The sequence below is a fragment of the Actinomadura sp. NPDC049382 genome (assembly GCF_040677125.1).
Lineage (GTDB): Bacteria > Actinomycetota > Actinomycetes > Streptosporangiales > Streptosporangiaceae > Spirillospora > Spirillospora geliboluensis.
The window spans coordinates 1-16,746 of the sequence record NZ_JBFARO010000070.1 but is presented as its reverse complement, the minus strand read 5'-3'; the positions used below and the strand labels follow the sequence as shown (position 1 = coordinate 16,746).

The 16,746-nt window shown below is 72.6% G+C and carries 14 protein-coding genes; 3 read left to right on the top strand and 11 right to left on the bottom strand.

Features of this window, described 5'->3' with window-relative positions; translation table 11 throughout:
- Positions 1 to 7: 7 nt before the first annotated feature.
- The 7 genes from AB0K34_RS30600 to AB0K34_RS30570 all read right to left on the bottom strand — a co-directional run bounded on the left by AB0K34_RS30600 (position 8) and on the right by AB0K34_RS30570 (position 6,376).
- Positions 8 to 1,786 (bottom strand): ABC-F family ATP-binding cassette domain-containing protein, encoded by a 1,779-nt coding sequence (locus AB0K34_RS30600; RefSeq protein ID WP_301177524.1) that lies wholly within the window; start codon positions 1,784 to 1,786, stop codon positions 8 to 10.
- A 42-nt stretch (positions 1,787 to 1,828) separates the two neighbouring features.
- Entirely contained in the window at positions 1,829 to 2,110 is a 282-nt protein-coding gene (locus AB0K34_RS30595; RefSeq protein ID WP_364552415.1) for a hypothetical protein, read from the bottom strand.
- 61 nt (positions 2,111 to 2,171) lie between these two features.
- Positions 2,172 to 2,348: a hypothetical protein gene (locus tag AB0K34_RS30590; protein ID WP_171069224.1), complete on the bottom strand. Its 177-nt coding sequence runs from the start codon at positions 2,346 to 2,348 to the stop codon at positions 2,172 to 2,174.
- A gap of 131 nt (positions 2,349 to 2,479) precedes the next feature.
- Positions 2,480 to 3,409 (bottom strand): 4-(cytidine 5'-diphospho)-2-C-methyl-D-erythritol kinase, encoded by a 930-nt coding sequence (locus tag AB0K34_RS30585; protein ID WP_364552412.1) that lies wholly within the window; start codon positions 3,407 to 3,409, stop codon positions 2,480 to 2,482.
- A 21-nt stretch (positions 3,410 to 3,430) separates the two neighbouring features.
- Positions 3,431 to 4,561, bottom strand: a complete 1,131-nt coding sequence (locus AB0K34_RS30580) for a hypothetical protein (RefSeq protein WP_364552410.1) — start codon at positions 4,559 to 4,561, stop codon at positions 3,431 to 3,433.
- Positions 4,562 to 4,631: 70 nt separating this feature from the next.
- Positions 4,632 to 5,513 (bottom strand): 16S rRNA (adenine(1518)-N(6)/adenine(1519)-N(6))-dimethyltransferase RsmA, encoded by an 882-nt coding sequence (gene rsmA, locus AB0K34_RS30575; RefSeq protein ID WP_138638938.1) that lies wholly within the window; start codon positions 5,511 to 5,513, stop codon positions 4,632 to 4,634.
- Between the two features lie 17 nt (positions 5,514 to 5,530).
- Positions 5,531 to 6,376 (bottom strand): resuscitation-promoting factor, encoded by an 846-nt coding sequence (locus AB0K34_RS30570; RefSeq protein WP_240808169.1) that lies wholly within the window; start codon positions 6,374 to 6,376, stop codon positions 5,531 to 5,533.
- 209 nt (positions 6,377 to 6,585) lie between these two features.
- On the opposite strand from AB0K34_RS30570, the gene AB0K34_RS30565 reads away from it, so the two are divergent.
- A complete protein-coding gene (locus AB0K34_RS30565; protein ID WP_364552408.1) occupies positions 6,586 to 6,834 on the top strand; it encodes a hypothetical protein in 249 nt (82 codons plus the stop codon).
- Between the two features lie 100 nt (positions 6,835 to 6,934).
- Here the strand turns inward: AB0K34_RS30565 and AB0K34_RS30560 are convergent, their stop codons facing one another.
- Together AB0K34_RS30560 and metG are read right to left on the bottom strand one after the other, a co-directional pair.
- On the bottom strand, positions 6,935 to 7,759 hold the full coding sequence (locus AB0K34_RS30560) for a TatD family hydrolase (RefSeq protein WP_364552406.1): 825 nt from the start codon (positions 7,757 to 7,759) through the stop codon (positions 6,935 to 6,937).
- Positions 7,756 to 9,549 (bottom strand): methionine--tRNA ligase, encoded by a 1,794-nt coding sequence (metG, locus tag AB0K34_RS30555; protein WP_138638940.1) that lies wholly within the window; start codon positions 9,547 to 9,549, stop codon positions 7,756 to 7,758. The genes AB0K34_RS30560 and metG overlap by 4 nt, the downstream gene beginning before the upstream one ends.
- A gap of 97 nt (positions 9,550 to 9,646) precedes the next feature.
- Between metG and AB0K34_RS30550 the strand changes: the two genes are divergently transcribed.
- Positions 9,647 to 11,275: a glycosyltransferase family 39 protein gene (locus AB0K34_RS30550; RefSeq protein ID WP_138638941.1), complete on the top strand. Its 1,629-nt coding sequence runs from the start codon at positions 9,647 to 9,649 to the stop codon at positions 11,273 to 11,275.
- A gap of 4 nt (positions 11,276 to 11,279) precedes the next feature.
- Here AB0K34_RS30550 and AB0K34_RS30545 read toward each other — a convergent pair whose 3' ends face one another.
- Positions 11,280 to 13,103: a hypothetical protein gene (locus AB0K34_RS30545; RefSeq protein ID WP_364552404.1), complete on the bottom strand. Its 1,824-nt coding sequence runs from the start codon at positions 13,101 to 13,103 to the stop codon at positions 11,280 to 11,282.
- A 139-nt stretch (positions 13,104 to 13,242) separates the two neighbouring features.
- Positions 13,243 to 14,598: a glycosyltransferase family 2 protein gene (locus tag AB0K34_RS30540; protein ID WP_364552401.1), complete on the bottom strand. Its 1,356-nt coding sequence runs from the start codon at positions 14,596 to 14,598 to the stop codon at positions 13,243 to 13,245.
- 727 nt (positions 14,599 to 15,325) lie between these two features.
- On the opposite strand from AB0K34_RS30540, the gene AB0K34_RS30535 reads away from it, so the two are divergent.
- Positions 15,326 to 16,746: hypothetical protein (locus AB0K34_RS30535; RefSeq protein ID WP_364552400.1), on the top strand; the 1,421-nt coding region annotated here is incomplete at its 3' end.

Below are 16,746 nucleotides of genomic sequence, written 5' to 3'. Positions count from 1 at the left end.
CGTCCTGCTAGTCGAGATCCTCGGCGAGCATGAGCCACTCCTCCTCGACCCGGGCGGCCTCGGCCTGGATCTCGCGGAGCCGGCCGTCCAGCTCCTGGAGCTTGGCGTAGTCGGTGGCGTGCGCGGCGAGCTGCTCGTGGAGCTCGCCCTCCTGTGCGGCGAGCTTCTCCAGGCGGCGTTCGAGCCGGTCGAGCTCCTTGCGGGCCTTCCAGTCCTGCCCGCCCTTGGGCTTGGGCGGCGCCGGCCCGTCGGCGGCGGGGGCGGCGCCCGTCTTCGGGGCGGCGCCCGGCTTGGGGGCCGTCCCGGCGGCGCGGCGTTCGAGGTACTCGTCGACGCCGCCGGGCAGCATCGACACGCGGCCGTCGCCGAGCAGCGCGACGACGTGGTCGGTGATGCGCTCCAGGAAGTACCGGTCGTGGCTGACGACGACGAGGGTGCCCGGCCAGCCGTCGAGGAGGTCCTCGACCTCGGTGAGGGTCTCGATGTCGAGGTCGTTGGTGGGCTCGTCCAGCAGCAGGACGTTGGGTTCGCCCATCAGCAGCCGGAGCAGCTGGAGGCGGCGGCGCTCGCCGCCCGACAGGTCGCCGACCGGGGTCCACTGCCGGTCGCCGGAGAAGCCGAGCCGTTCCAGGAGCTGGCTCGCCGTCCAGTCGCGCTTGCCGACGGTGATGCGGCGCCGGATCTCCTCGACCGACTCCAGGACGCGCCGGGCCGGGTCGAGCTCCTCCAGGTTCTGCGACAGGTGCGCGAGCTGGACGGTCTTGCCCCGCACCACCTCGCCCGACACCGGCCGGACGGCCCCGTCGAGGAGGCGCAGCAGGGTGCTCTTGCCGCTGCCGTTGACGCCGACGAGGCCGACCCGGTCGCCGGGGCCGAGCCGCCAGGTCATCCGGGTGAACAGCTCCCGGCCGCCGACCTCGACGGTGGCGTCCTCGATGTCGTAGACGGTCTTGCCGAGCCGCGCGGTCGCGAACCGGGTCAGCTCGACGGAGTCGCGCAGCGGCGGCTCGTCGGCGATGAGGGCCTGCGCGGCGTCGACCCGGAACTTGGGCTTGGACGTGCGGGCCTGCGGGCCGCGGCGCAGCCACGCCAGCTCCTTGCGGAGCAGGTTCTGCCGCTTGGCCTCGGTGGCGGCGGCGATCCGGGAGCGCTCGGCCTTGGCGAGGACGTAGGCGGAGTAGCCGCCCTCGTAGCGCTCGACGCGGCCGTCGACGACCTCCCACGTCCGGTCGGTGACCTCGTCGAGGAACCAGCGGTCGTGGGTGACGACGAGCAGCGCGACCTTGCGCGCCTTGAGGTGCCGGGCGAGCCAGTCGATCGCCTCGATGTCGAGGTGGTTGGTCGGCTCGTCCAGGATCAGCAGGTCGGACTCGGGGACGAGGAGCCGGGCCAGCGCGACGCGGCGGCGCTCGCCGCCGGACATGCCGTCGAGCGGGGCGTCCAGGTCGAGGTCGGCGAGCAGCCCGGCGAGGACGTCGCGGGCGCGGACGTCGCCCGCCCACTCGTGCTCGGCGCGGTCGCCCAGCACCACGGACCGGACGGTGGCGCCCTCGGGGAACGCGTCCCGCTGGGTCAGGTAGCCGAGCCGCAGGCCGCGCGCGTGGGTGACGCGCCCGGCGTCGGGTTCGGTCTCGCGGGCGAGGACGGCCACGAGGGTGCTCTTGCCGCCGCCGTTGCGGCCGACGACGCCGACGCGGTCGCCCTCGTCCAGGCCGAGGGACACGGCGTCGAGCAGCGGCTGGGGCCCGTAGGCCTTGGCGACGTTCTCAAGGTTGATCAGATTCACGGCACCGTCAACCCTATTGCCCCCGCCGTACCGCTCGGACGGTCAGGCGCCCGGCGGCTGCCCGGGCGGCGGCTGCTGCCCCTGCGGGTCGGGGGGCGGTGGCGAGTATCCCTGCTGCTGCCCGTACCCGGGCTGCGCGTATCCCTGCTGCCCGTACGGCTGTTGCCCGTACGGCTGCTGGCCGGGTCCGGGCGGGCCGTACCCCGGCGGGACGTATCCGGGAGGGGCGCCGGCGCCGCGGGACCTGCGGCTCGCGGCCACGATGACGAGCACGACCCCGACGATCAGCAGAACGAAGACGAACAGCAGCACGATGAGGGACAAGAAGCCCAAACCTCCTCCAATACGCGCCACCGTCGTCGCCCTTTTCCCGGCTGCCGCGCTCTCAGCGGACGGCCGGGGGCACGGACCGGTCCCCGGCATGCCCCTGCACAGTAGCGTTCGGCATCACCGCGCCCGGGGCGTTGTGGCGTATGTCACGGTCGCGCCGCACGGCCAGCACGACGAGCGCCACCATCATGGCGAGCGCGACCAGACCGAGCAGCCCGGACAGAATCGTCATCGCTCCACCTCGCCGGAGGGATCGGTGCGGGAGTGAATCGCTGTCACGGAGAGTAGGACGTCCGTCGCCCGCGGGTGGTTCGCTTGTGTGCCGAGCGCACCTAATTGGCGCCCTGACAACGCGTCGGCACGTCAGATCACGGTCGCGCCCGGTACCGGGCCGGACGCCCGGACGACCTGCGCGGCGACGCCCGCGCCGTCCAGCGCGCCCGCGAGGTCGGCGGCGTCCTCGTCGGTCTCGGCGAGGAACGCGCAGGTCGGGCCGGACCCGGAGACCAGCGCGCCGATCGCGCCGAGGTCGCGGCCGGCGTCGACGGTGCGGCGCAGCGACGGGCGCAGCGACAGCGCGGCGGGCTGCAGGTCGTTGGTCAGCGCGGCGCCGAGGGCCTTGGCGTCGCCGGTGGCGAGCGCGGTCATCAGCGCCTCCGACACCTCCGGCCGCGCCGGCGGCCGGCCCTCCTCCAGGCGGAGCCGGTCGCACTCGCCGTAGACGGCGGGCGTGGACAGGCCGCCGTCGGCGGTGGCGAACACCCAGTGGAACACGCCGCGGGTGAGGGCGGGGGTGAGCTGCTCGCCGCGCCCGGTGCCGACCGCGGTGCCGCCGAGGACGGCGAACGGCACGTCGCTGCCGAGGTCCGCGCCGATCTCCATCAGGTCGTCGCGGGACAGGGCGGGCCGCTCCCGGTCGTCCCAGAGCCGGGCGCAGGCGACCAGCGCGGCGGCGGCGTCGGCGCTGCCGCCCGCCATCCCGCCCGCGACGGGGATCGCCTTGCGGATCCGCAGCGCGACCCGGGGTTCGGTGCCGAGCCTGGCCGCGACGGCGCGGGCGGCCTTCGCGGCGAGGTTGTCGTCGTCGGTCGGGACGCCGCCGATCTCGACCCGCGAGTACGGCGCGGCCTCGACCCGGACCTCCAGCCGCTCCGCGGGCCGCGCCGTCACCTCGTCGAACAGGGACACGGCGTGGAACACGTTGACGAGGTCGTGGTACCCGTCCTCGCGAAGCGGCCCCACGCCGAGCTGGAGGTTGACCTTGGCGGGCACGCGTACCGTCACTGCGCTCACTTGCGAAACCCTACGGGACCTCTAGCCCCCGCTGATGACGGGGAGGTTGCGGGGATTGAAGTAGGGCGCCGTCGCCAGCTCCCTGAGCGCGGACATCGCGTGCGCGTCCCCGGTGACCGCGTAGGCGCGGCGCGTGTCGCGGGCGTCCTGCGCCTCCTCGTTGGAGTTGAAGTACACGACGGCCTTGACCTGCGGGTCCTGCAGGGTCTTGGCGGCCTCCCGGAGCCACTCGGCGCGGCGCGTGCCGTAGGACTTCGGCACCCCGAACTCGGCGACCATGATGGGCTTCTGCCGCTTGCGGGCCCACTCCAGGAACATCTTCATGACCTCGGACAGGTCGCGGTAGTCGTAGCCGCCGGTCGCGTCGGCGTCGGCGCAGATCCAGTCGACCTGGTCGTCGCCCGGATAGTAGCCGCCGGCGCCCCCGCCGAACCCGCGCGCGGTGGGGCACCAGACCCAGGCGACGTTGTCGACCTTCTCCCGCTTGAAGATCTCCCGCAGGTGCTTCCAGGCGGCGATGAAGTCCGCCGGGGAGTGGACGCGCTTGTTCAGCGACCCCTTGTCCATGTCGCGGGACCAGCGCAGGAACACCGGCTTGCCGAGCGCCTTGACGGCGCGGGCGCGGCGCGCGATCAGGTCGTCGTGCTCGCCTTTGACGATCTCCCGGGTGTCGGCGCCGCCCCAGGTGAGCAGGAGGTACCGGTTGCCGTCCGCGACGGACTTCTCCAGGTCGCCGGGGAAGTCGCTCTTCCAGCCCCGGTAGCTCTGCACGATGTCGAGCTGCCGGCCGAGCCGCTGCTCGAAGCCCGCGACGGGCGCCATGCCCGGCTTCCCGGCGTCCTTGGCCGACGGCGACCCCGACGGCGTCTCGGAAGGCGTCCCGGACGCGGACGGCTTCGGCCCGGACGTCGCCAGCCCGGTGCCCTCCGGCGGCACCCACGCGCCGAAGTAGGCGCCCTCCTGCGGCGGGACGGGCGCGACGCCGGCCCGCGCCGTCGTCGTGATCTTCGGTACCGCGTCCGCGCCGTCCCCGCAGCCGGCCGCCACCGTCGCGACCACGACCGCGGTCGCGAGCAGCGCCGTCCCGACGAGGGGCAGTCTCGACCCCCCGAAGGGCACTCTGGTCCGCGCCGTCCGCGAACGCGCCTTCACATCGACCTCCGGCTCGTGCTGGTGTTGTGCCGCCCCGTGCGGGGACCGCCCCCGAGGGAGATGCCCGCCTCTAGGGGGCTGGGGACCGATCTCCCCGGCGGAAAGGACCATACTCGGCAATCCGGGCGAAGGCGGCCACGTCCAGAGCTTCGCCCCGTGACCTGGGGTCCACGCCCGCGGCGCGCAGCGCCTCCTCGGCGGCGGCGGCCGAGCCCGCCCACCCGGCGAGGGCCGCGCGCAGTGTCTTGCGGCGCTGCGCGAACGCCGCGTCGACCACGGCGAACACCTCCTCGCGGGACGCCGCGGTCGGCGGCGGGTCGCGGCGGGTGAACGCGACGAGCCCGGAGTCGACGTTCGGCGCGGGCCAGAACACCGCCCGCCCCACCGCCCCGGCGCGGCGCGCCTGCCCGTACCAGGCGAGCTTCACCGACGGGACGCCGTAGATCTTGCCGCCGGGCGCCGCGACCATCCGGTCGGCGACCTCGGCCTGCACCATGACCAGCGCGGACCGCAGCGACGGCAGCGACGCCAGCAGGTTCAGCACGACCGGGACGGCGACGTTGTAGGGCAGGTTCGCGACGAGCGCCGTCGGCGCCGGCCCCGGCACCTCTGTGATCTTCATCGCGTCGGCCCGCACGACCTCCAGCCGCTCCGCGAGGCCCGGCTCGCGCGCCGCGACCGTGGCGGGCAGCTCCGCGGCGAGCACCGGGTCGATCTCCACCGCGACCACGCGCCGCGCCGCCGGCAGCAGCGCGAGCGTGAGCGACCCCAGCCCCGGCCCGACCTCGACGACGACGTCGTCGGCGGACAGCCCCGCGGCCCGGACGATGCGCCGGACCGTGTTGGCGTCGATGACGAAGTTCTGCCCGAGCGTCTTCGTCGGCCTGATGCCGAGCCGCGCCGCCAGCTCCCGCACGTCCGCCGGCCCGAGCAGCCCCCGTGTCTCCCCCATCCGCCGATTGTTTCAGCTCAGGAGAACAGGAACTTGCCGCAGTTGGGCCATTGGCCCTGCCAGCGGCCGTTCACCTTGTTGTAGAGCATCTGCGCGCGGTAGGTCTGCTCGCCCGCGCTGGCGTCCGACGGCTTGCCCGACCCGCCGACGGACGTCCAGGTCTGCATGGAGAACTGGTAGAGGCCGTAGTACCCGGCCGGGTTCACCGCCTTGGGGTTGCCGCCCGACTCGCACTTGGCGAGCCCCGCCCAGTTCAGCCGCGCCGCCGACCCGGTGCCGGCCGACTTCGGGCCGACCGCGAGGATCCGCGTGACCGGCTCCCGCTTCACCTTCTGCGCGAGGACCTTCGGCACCTTCTTGCCCTTGCGCCGGACGTACGCCCACTTCACGATCTTGATGCCGTCCTTGCCCTCGCGCAGCACCTTCTCGCTCCACGGCGGCACCGACGAGCTGTTCTTGCGGATCGTCTTGGCCGGCGTCCGGACGACCTTGAGCTTCGGCGCCGACAGCAGCCGCATGATCGTGATCTTCTCGCCGGGCGGCTGGTCGGCGGCGGGCTTGACCAGGTCGTGCGGGCCGAGCGCGATCTTCGCCTGCTCCAGCACCTGCTGGACGGTGGTGCCGGTCGTCATCGTCTCGGTCGGCTTGCCGTCGACCAGCACGACGATCTTGCGCGGCGCGGGCGCGTCGGCCTTCGGCGCGTCCGCGACCGGGGCGGTGCCTTTCGGCGCGGCCGTCTCGCCGCCGCCGCACGCCGAGGCCAGCAGCGCCGCCGCCACGACGACGGAGGCGGCGGGGAGCAGGGGCGTACGGCGCGGGGTGGCGCGCAGCACTGTGTTCCGAAGCGCTGTGTTCCGAAGCACGGGGGGTTTCCTCCAGGGGGGCCGGGCTCGGGGGCGCCCGCTCGATGGCCAGAGATTAGAGGCACGCGGACGTTCTCCGCCACCTCATCGCCCTCACACGCCACATCCGCGGGCTACATCCCCTCTTGGAGGCGGTGCCGCAAGAATCCGTTCCCATCCCACTGAAATCGCCGATCATGGTCTGGCGGCGATATGCGGTCTATGGCGCATTGACACTGATCGTCGGCTTCGCGCTCTTCTGGCCGTCCATGATGGTGTGGACGTACGCGACCGGTGAGAAGGCCACCGCGACGGTCACCGCCTGCGAGAACCGTACGAGCACGAAGTCCACCGCAGGAGGCAGGCACTGCGAGGGCACATGGCGCACGGAGAGCGGCGCCGACGGCAAGGGCTCCATCTACGGGCTCGACACCGACACCCCCGACGGCGCCCGCGTGCCCTCCACATCGGTCCGCTGACGCTCATCGTCGCGCGCACCGGGCCCGCCGAAGGGCGCGGGCCCGGCGTGCTGGAGGTCAGCAGCACCGCCTCGGCGACTGAGACCCGCCGGCCCCGGGGTCACCCGGGGCCGAAGACCCGCTCCCCGTTCGCGGCGATCGCCGCGCACAGCTCCGCCACGTCCACGCCCTTGACCTCGGCCATCGCCCGGACGGTGTGCGGGATCAGGTACGAGGCGTTCGGCTTGCCCCGGTGCGGGATCGGGGTGAGGAACGGCGCGTCGGTCTCCACGAGCAGCAGGTCGAGCGGCGCCGCCCGCAGCGCCTCGCGCAGCGGCTCGGCGTTCTTGAACGTGACGTTCCCGGCGAAGCTCATCACGTAGCCGCGCTCGGCGCAGACCTCCGCCATCGCCGCGTCGCCGGAGAAGCAGTGGAACACCACCCTCTCCGGCGCGCCCTCCTCCTCCAGGATCGCGAGGACGTCGTCGTGCGCGTCCCGGTCGTGGATGACCAGCGCCTTCCCGGTCCGCTTCGCGATCTCGACATGGCCGCGGAACGACCGGTGCTGGTCGTCCTTCGGCGCCCAGTCGCGGTAGTAGTCCAGGCCGGTCTCGCCGATCGCGCGGACCTTCGGGTGCGCGGCCAGCCGCGCGATGTCCTCCAGGACGGCGTCGGAGATCCCCGTCGTCTCGTTCGGGTGCATCGCGACCGCCGCGTACACGTCGTCGAACTCGGCCGCGGTGTCCACCGCGAACCGGGACGACGGCAGGTCGCAGCCGATCGTGACGATGCGCGTGACGCCCGCGGCCCTCGCCGACTTCAGCTGCTCGTCCACCGGCGTCTGGACGACGTCGAGATGGCAGTGGCTGTCGAAGACGTCCACGGGCAGGCGCTCGGGCAGCGGCGGGTAGGACCGGGCGGCCTGCCCGTCCCCGTCTCGGGTCACGTGTTCTCCAGCCTGGCGAGTTCCTCGTCCACGACGGACGCGTCCAGCTTCTTGAACAGCGGCGTCGGCTTGGCCAGCGGCACGCCCGGCTTGATCGGGACGGACTCCCAGCGCGCCTCGGTCGCGTAGTCGCCGGTGAGGACGCGGTAGTCGGGGCCGCCCTCCTCCGACACCGTCTCCAGCCGCGGCATCCCGCTCCACACGCCCTCGCCGCCGAGCATCTCGTAGACCTTCTGCGAGGAGTTCGGCAGGAACGGCGTCAGCAGCGTCTTGGCGTCGTCCACCACCTGGAGCGCGGTGTGCAGGATCGACTTGACCCGCTCGGGGTCGTCCTTCAGCTTCCAGGGCGCCTGGTCCGACAGGTACTTGTTGGCGTCGCGGACGACGTCGAGCGCCTCGGTGATCGAGCTCTTGAACCGGGACCGGCCGAGCTCGGCGCCGACCGCCCCGAACGCGGTGCGGCTGCGCTCCAGCAGCGCCCGGTCGGCGTCGGTGAGGTCGCCCGCGTCCGGGATCGCGCCGAAGTTCTTCGCCGCCATGTTCACCGACCGGTTGACGAGGTTGCCCCACGCGGCGACCAGCTCGTCGTTGTTGCGGCGGACGAACTCGGCCCAGGTGAAGTCGGTGTCCTGGTTCTCGGGCCCCGCGACCGCGACGTAGTAGCGCAGCGCGTCGACGTCGTAGCGCTCCAGGAAGTCCTTCACGTAGATGACGACGTTGCGGGACGAGGAGAACTTCTTGCCCTCCATCGTCAGGAACTCCGACGACACGACCTCGGTCGGGACGTTCAGCGCGCCGAGCGAGCCGGGCGTGCCGCCCTTGTCGCCCCGGCCGCTGTAGCCGAGCAGCATCGCCGGCCAGATCTCGGCGTGGAAGACGATGTTGTCCTTGCCCATGAAGTAGTAGGACAGGGCCTCCGGGTCCTGCCACCAGGCGCGCCACGCCTCCGGGTCGCCGGACCGCCGCGCCCACTCCACCGACGCGGAGAAGTAGCCGACGACCGCGTCGAACCACACGTAGAGCTTCTTCGCCGGGTTGTCGCGCCAGCCGTCCAGCGGGATCGGCACGCCCCAGTCGAGGTCGCGGCTGATCGCGCGCGGCTGCATGTCGTCCAGCAGGTTCAGCGCGAACTTCAGCACGTTCGGCCGCCACTGCCCCTGCTTGCCGCGCAGGTACTGGCCGAGGACCTCGGTGAACGCGGGCAAGTCGAGCATGAAGTGCTCGGTCTCCACGAACTTCGGCGTCTCGCCGTTGATCCGCGACACCGGGTTGATCAGGTCGATCGGGTCGAGCTGGTTGCCGCAGTTGTCGCACTGGTCGCCGCGCGCGCCGTCGTACCCGCAGATCGGGCAGGTGCCCTCGATGTAGCGGTCCGGGAGGGTGCGGCCGGTGGACGGCGAGATCGCGCCCATCGTCTTGGTCGGGAAGATGTAGCCGTTGTCGTACAGGCCCTTGAAGACCTCCTGGACGACCGCGTAGTGGTTCAGCGTCGTCGTCCGGGTGAACAGGTCGTAGGTCATGCCGAGGCCGTGCAGGTCCTCGGCGATCACGGAGCTGTACCGGTCGGCCAGCTCGCGGGCGGTCACGCCCTCCTTGTCGGCCTGGACCTGGATCGGCGTGCCGTGCTCGTCGGTGCCGCTGACCATCAGGACCTTGTTGCCCGCCATCCGCTGGTAGCGGCTGAACATGTCGGCGGGCAGCGCGAATCCGGAGACGTGCCCGATGTGACGGGGCCCGTTGGCGTACGGCCAGGCGGGCGCGGTCAAGATGTGACGGCTTGACGAGGACATGCAATCAAGGGTAGTCGCGTCACGGCGGCCCCGGCACGCGAGTAACCTGGTCCGGGTTCCGGGGCAGGTTGATCAGCGGAGGCGGGGGACCCCAGGCATGGCCCAGACCACGTCCGAGGAGACCGTCGGCCGGTCCCGGAGCGACCCCGCACCGGATGCGCCGGACGCGCCGTCCCGCGGCCCCGCCGCGCGGCTGCTCGCCCGGCTGCGCCGCACCCGGCGGGTGGTGTGGCTGTCCCTGCTGGTCTCGGCGTCCGCGGTGCTCGCCCAGTGGGTCACCATGACGCCGCCGCTGTACTTCGACCCGTACTACGTGTGGCTCGCCGCCCGCGACTGGCCCGACATCCCGCTCACCCAGTGGCCGTTCGACGAGGTCCCCCACCAGGTCACCCGGATCGGCCTGGTGCTGCCGGCGCGGCTCGTCCAGGAGGTCCTCGGCCCGGGGCAGGCCGCCTACTTCACGATCGCCGCGCTCGGCGGGATCGCGTTCTTCACCGGGACGTACCTGGTCGTCCGGTCCCTGTTCGGGGACGTGGCGGGCGTCGCGTCGGCGCTGGTCCTGCTGGTCCACCCGTTCTTCACGATGACGAACCCGTTCGGCCACGAGATCACCTGGTCGACCGGGGTGATGCTGCCGGACATGCCGGGCGCCGGGCTGTTCGCGATCGGGATGGCGGGCCTCGTCGTCGCGAGCCGCCGCACCGGGCGGGCGCAGACCCGGATGCTGCTCGCCGCCGGGGTGCTGCTCGGCACCTCGTTCCTCGTCCGCGAGTTCCTCGCGTTCCTGTTCCTCGCGATCCCCGCCTACCTGGCGCTGCTGCGCATCCCGTGGCGGCGCAACATCACGGTCGGCGCGCCGATGCTCGCGATCCTGCTGCTCAACTTCGCGCACAACCAGCTCGTGTGGGGCAGCCCGCTCGCCGGGCTGATGTCGGCGGCCGAGCACGGCGGCCAGTCCCGCGACTACGTGACCCGCGAGCTCGCCGCCCGCTCGTTCCTGCGCGCGATGCACGACTGGAACCCGCTCGGCCTCGTCTTCACCGCCGCGCTCGCCCTGACGATCGTCGGCTGGGCCGTCACCCGCGACCGGCGCCTCGCGCTCGTCCTGGTGTGGTTCCTGACGCTGGCGATCCCGCTGACGCTGTGCGCCGGCGTCCTCGACCCCGACGACATCAAGCTGCGGGCGTGGCTCCAGCGGTACTGGTTCGCGGTGCTGCCCGCGCTGCTCGCCGGCGGGTTCGGGTCGCTGGTCCTGATGTTCCGGATGCTGCCCCGGCGGTGGGTCTCCCGGCTGCGGCTGACGACGGTGGTCGTGCCGGTCCTCGCGGTCGCGCTGGGCGGGACGTACGCGGTCGCCGCCGTCCGCGCCGTCCCCGACCTGCCGCGCGACAGGGCGTGGAGCGAGCTGCGCGGCTACCTCGCCGGCCACCGCGACATCACGCTGATCTGCGCCGACCGGCGGCTCGCGCAGACCCTGACCTTCTACACCCGCGACATGTGGGGCGACCCGGTCTGGCGCGGCGAGATCCGCGACTTCCCGCACTACATGCCGGTGCCGCGCAACGCGATGGAGGGCCCGATGCTCTACACGCGCTGGCGCGGCATGGAGTCGCAGATCGGCGGCGGCTGGCGCCCCGACCCCGCCCAGGGCTGGACGCTGATGTGGCGCTCCTCCGACGGCGTCCTGCAGCTGTGGGACCCCCCGGCGCGGGCTCCTTCCCCGTAAGGGGTCAGCGGGTCCAGGCGACCCAGTCGCCCTGGACGGTGCGGCGGCTGTCGGCGACGTGCCAGCCGGGCGGGGCGCCCTTCGGCCAGGACGCGGTGGCGGGGACGTCCTTCGGCCACGCCAGCACGACCATGTCGACGTTCTGCGGCGGGGCGACGTCGCGGGCGTTGAAGACGATGCCGTCGCTCCACCACGCCCAGTAGAACTGCGACAGCCGGATCGTCCACGGGACGTTCCAGTCGACGGCGACGGACCGCTGCGCGCGCAGGTCGACGCGGTCGCGCAGGTCGGTGTGCGCGGTCTCGGCGCGCACCAGCGGCTGCGCGATGCGGTCGGTGGCGGTGGCGCACATGGCGACCGCGACGACGGCGAGCAGCGCCGCGAGCAGCGGCGGGCCGTGCCGGCGCAGCCGCACGGCCGCCACCGACAGCGCAAGCAGGACGAGGCCCGCCGCGGTGGCGTGCCAGAGCCGGAACGACGTCCAGTCCCAGGTGAGCAGGGACGTCTCCGGGAAGTCGTAGGACGTGAAGGTGTACTGGCTGAGCAGGTCGCCCGCGTACCACTGGACGACGCACGCCGCGGCTACGGCCAGCGCTGCCGCCGCCGAGGCGGCCCCCAGCAGAGCCTTGGCCGGGGCCCGCAGCAGCACGGCGACCCCGGCCACGAACAGCACCGGGGTGATGGACGCCAGGTAGCGGCCGTAGACGTAGTTGCCGATGCGGTACTCGACGGGCAGCGCCGCCGACGTCGCGACCGCGATGCCCGCCACGATCCCGAGGACGGCGAGGGCCAGCGCGCGCGTCCGGCCGGGCGAGCCCGGCAGCGCGAGCGGCGGCCGGGCCACGGCGTACACCGCCGCGATCAGGCCCATCGCGGCGATGCCGCCGGTCGCGACGGCCTGGTACCAGACCTGGCCGGTGCCGAGCGACAGCATCCAGCCCCAGCCGTCGGCGGTGGTGAGCCGCCGCACCACGTTGCCGCCGAGGTCGTTGTCGCCGTAGGGGTACATGTGCGGCAGCAGCGAGCGGTTCAGCAGCATCCCGGCGCCCGTCGCGGCGGCGAGGACGAGCCCGGCGGCGGACGCGTTCCGCCACGACCGCCACCGGAACACCGGCGCGGCCAGGATCAGCGCCGCGTGCACGGCCAGCAGGATCGCGCCGCGCGTGTGGCACGTGACGGCGTAGGCGACGATGAGGGACGCGCCCGCCCCGTACAGCAGGGGGCGGCGCGAGGCGGAGTCGCCGAGCCGCCGCGGGGGCGCGGCCAGCCAGGCGTGGGCGAGCAGCAGCCAGCCGGCGAAGAGCACCGGCAGGATCGCGTCCGTGAGGACGAACTCGGAGTAGAACAGCACGCACGGCAGCAGCGCGGTGACGTGCGCGAACACGTAGGACCAGCGGGGCCGCACCTGGAGGCGGCGCAGCAGCAGGTAGGCCAGCGGCAGCATCAGCGCGCTGAGCAGCGCGTTGATGACGAGGGCGGTCCGGTAGACGCCGACCGGGCCGGTGCCGAGCCAGATCGCGGGGGTCAGCAGCAGCGGGTAGCCGCCGCGGTAGACCGTCCCGAACGACATGTCGGCGCCGGGGCCGCCGGTGAGGACGCGGGCGGCGAACAGGTAGCCGGACTCGTCCGGCGTCGCGACCGGGACCGTCTGGCCGGAGCCGAGCCACAGCCGCAGCGCGACCTGCGCGCCCCAGCCCAGCAGGAACAGCCAGGCCCAGCGGCGGCGGCCCGCCGGGGACGGGGCGGCGCGGGACTCCTCCGGGGCGGCCGGGGGCCGCGCGGCGGTGCGGGAGGCGGTGCCGGCGCCCGCCGGGGGGCGGGTGCTCATCGGGCCGCGGCGGGGGCAGTCGGTGAACGAAGATCCATCGCAGGTCAAGCCTGTCACAGTGCGGGCGGCGCACCGGTCTCCGGCCCGGAAACGCTCAGCAAGTTCTCTGCCGAGCGCCCGCCGGCGCCCACCGCACCCGTCAGCGCTCGGCCGTGCCGCCCTCGCCGTCGGTCTCCTTCGCGGCCTCCGCCGAGCCCGCGGCGACCTTCTCCTCGGCCTTGCCGGCGGCCTTCTCCTCCGCCTGCTCGGCCTTCTCGGCCTGCTCCGCCTTCTCGGCGGCGCGCTTGGCCTTGTGCGCGGCGGCGTCCACGACGCCCGCGGCCTCCTCGGCCGGGTCGGTGAGCGGCGGGTGCTGGCGGCGGCGGATGCCGAGGATGCTGACGAACAGCGAGGCGAAGATGGCCTGGAAGCTCATCACCAGCGCGGTCGCGGCGGGCACGACGATGCGCAGCGAGTGCCGCGGGTCGAGTTCGCCGAAGCTGTTGACCCGCCAGTGCAGCAGCGACGCGACGAGGCCGGCGAGACCGGCGACCGCGAGCAGCCCGCCGATCAGCAGGCCGCGCTCCAGGCTCCACCAGTCGATGATCTTCTGCACCCGGCGGTCGTGCGGGAGGAATCCCTCCTGCATCGCGTAGACCTTCGTGAGCAGCGCGAACAGCACCGCCTGGAAGCCGATCACCAGCGCGGCGGACGCGCCGACCAGCGTGTCGACGTCGAAGGCGATCTCCCCGACGGTCACCGGACCGGTCGACAGCGCGATCCCGGCGACGAGGCCGAGAGTCATGAAGACCAATCCGGGGATGAGGAACAACCAGCGGGGGCTGTAGAGGAGGAGGAAGCGCAGATGGCGCCATCCGTCACGCCAGGTGTTGAGGTGCGGGGCCCGGGTGCGGCCGTCGGGCGACAGCGTGGTCGGCACCTCGCGGATGTCGTAGCCCTGCAGGGTCGCCTTGACGACCATCTCGCTGGCGAACTCCATGCCGCCGGTCTGCAGGCCGAGCCGCATGATGGCGTCCTTCTCGAAGGCGCGCAGCCCGCAGTGGAAGTCGCCGATCTTGCTGCCGAAGAACAGCCGGCCGATGAAGCTCAGCACCGGGTTGCCGAGGTAGCGGTGCAGCGGCGGCATGGCGCCGTCGGCGATGCCGCCCTTGAACCGGTTGCCCATGACGAGGTCGGCGCCGTCGCGCAGCTCGTCCAGGAACGGGCCGAGGGTGGTGAAGTCGTAGGAGTCGTCGGCGTCGCCCATCGCGACGTACTTGCCGCGCGCGGCCCGGATCCCGCCCATGAGGGCGTTGCCGTAGCCCTTGTCGATCACCGGCACGACGCGGGCGCCGGCGTCCCTGGCGAGCTGCTGGCTGCCGTCCGTGCTGCCGTTGTCGGCGATGACCACCTCGCCGTCGATGCCCTTGTCCTCGAAGAAGCCGATGGTCTTGCGGACGCAGGTCTCGACCGTTTCGGCCTCGTTCAGACATGGCATCACTACGGAGAGTTCCACGCGATCTCCTTCGTTACCCCTGGTGACCGTCTGCGGTGTTTTCCACTAATCTCAGTTGTTCCGCGGGGCGGCCCGTCGTCGTTCATGATGCCTGCCGAGGACGGGTAATGATGGCCGCTCTCGTCAAGAGCACCCGTATCGTGTTGCGCACTTGCAACCGAAAGACCCTCTCCGCCACGGTCGCGGGCGGCAGGCTAGGACGTCAAGCATACGGGCACGGCGGCCCGGAAAGGGTGGGTCTGCTGTGACGCGCGCCGTGGAACGCAGTGTCGGCGGAGAGAGCAGTGCCACCGGACCGGGGGCCGGACAGCGAAGGGGAGGTGCGGCAGTGGCGGGGGAAGCGCCGCGGGGCACCGCGCTGGAGACAGGGCTTGACACCGCGTCCGATGCCGCCGGGGACGGCGATGCGGAGGCGTCCACCGAGGTCGGAGCGGTCGCCGAGGCCGGTGACACCGCCGCCGGGACGAACGGGAAGACCGCCGGGAAGAGCGGCGCCGGGGCCGACACGCCCGGCGGCGCGAGCACCTCGGGAAATTCTGGCAAAGCCATTGCGGACGCCCCCGAATCCCCCACTGGAGCAGGCCGGAAGAAGGGCCGCGCCGCCGCCGGAAAAAAGACCGGAGATGCACCGCCGATTGACGGAACCTCCGGAGACGCACCGCTTTCGGGTGGTAAGCGACGCGCGCGCGGGCTGTGGGCGCTGGCGCGCCGACACCCGGCATTCAGTGTGATCATTGCCACAGCGGCACTGCTCCGGCTCATCGCGATGCTCGGCTACCAGCCGGTCATGTACTTCAACGACAGCTTCGACTACCTGCACGTCGCGACCGACCCGTATCCGCATCCGCTGCGCCCCGACGGCTACGCCTTCCTCCTCTGGATCCTCAAGCCGCTGCACAGCTTCGCGCTCATCGCCGGTCTCCAGCACCTGATGGGCCTGGGCATGGGCGTGATGATCTACGCGCTGCTGCGGCGCCGGTTCGGGCTGCCCGGCTGGGGCGCGGCGCTCGCCGCCGCGCCGGTCCTGCTGGACGCCTACCAGCTCCAGCTGGAGCACCTCGTCCTGTCGGACACGCTGTTCACCTTCCTGGTCGTGAGCGCGGTCACGCTGCTGCTGTGGCGGGACCGCCCGTCCTGGAAGATCGCCGCGGCGGTCGGGCTGATCGTCGGGATGGCGTGGCTGACCCGTTCGGTCGGCATGCCGGTGCTGCTCGGCGTGCTGGTCTTCCTGCTGATCCGGCGGGCCGGCTGGAAGCCGATCGCCGTCACGCTCGCAGCGTGCATGCTGCCCGTGGTCGCCTACATGGGCTGGTACAAGGTCGACGGCGGCAAGTTCGCGATCACCGAGAGCAACGGGATCTTCCTGTACGCGCGGGTCTACAAGTTCGCCGACTGCCACCAGATGAAGGACCTGCCGGTCCGCGAGTACCCGCTGTGCACCGAGCCCGCGAACCGGCTGCCCAACTCCCAGGACGGCATCTGGAACGCCCAGTCCCCGCTCAACCGCTACACCGGCACCCGGTTCAGCCCCGAGAACAACGCGCTCGGCAACGACTTCGCCAAGCGGGCGATCATCGCGCAGCCCGGCGACTACCTGCAGGTCGTCGCGCACGACTTCTTCCGCGTCTTCCGGTGGGACCGGACGGTCTTCCCCGACCCGGCCACCTACTCGCAGTACGAGTTCGAGAAGACCAGCCGCCCGCTGCCGGACTGGCACATGCCGGGCGGCGGCGTCGCCTCCCAGGAGGCCAAGGCGTACGAGCGCGGCAACGCCCGGACGCAGGTGGTGGAGCCGTTCGCCGGCATCGCCCGCGGCTACCAGGACGTCTTCTACCTGCGCGGGACGATGCTGGGCGGCGTGCTGCTGCTCGGCCTGGCCGGGCTGATCCCGCTGTGGCGGCGGTTCGGCGGCGCGGCGCTGCTGCCGTGGACGCTCGCGACCGGGCTGCTGCTCGCTCCGGCCGCGACCGCCGAGTTCGACTACCGCTATGTGCTGCCCGCCGTCCCGCTGGCGGCGCTGGCCGCCGGGGCGGCGTTCGCGCCCGACGTCCGTACGACGGTCGCCGGTGTCGTCTTTACAGCCGAGCCCAATCGGGGAATATTTCGCCCATCCGGGCGCCGTAAACGGTCCGATCACCAGCCGCAGTC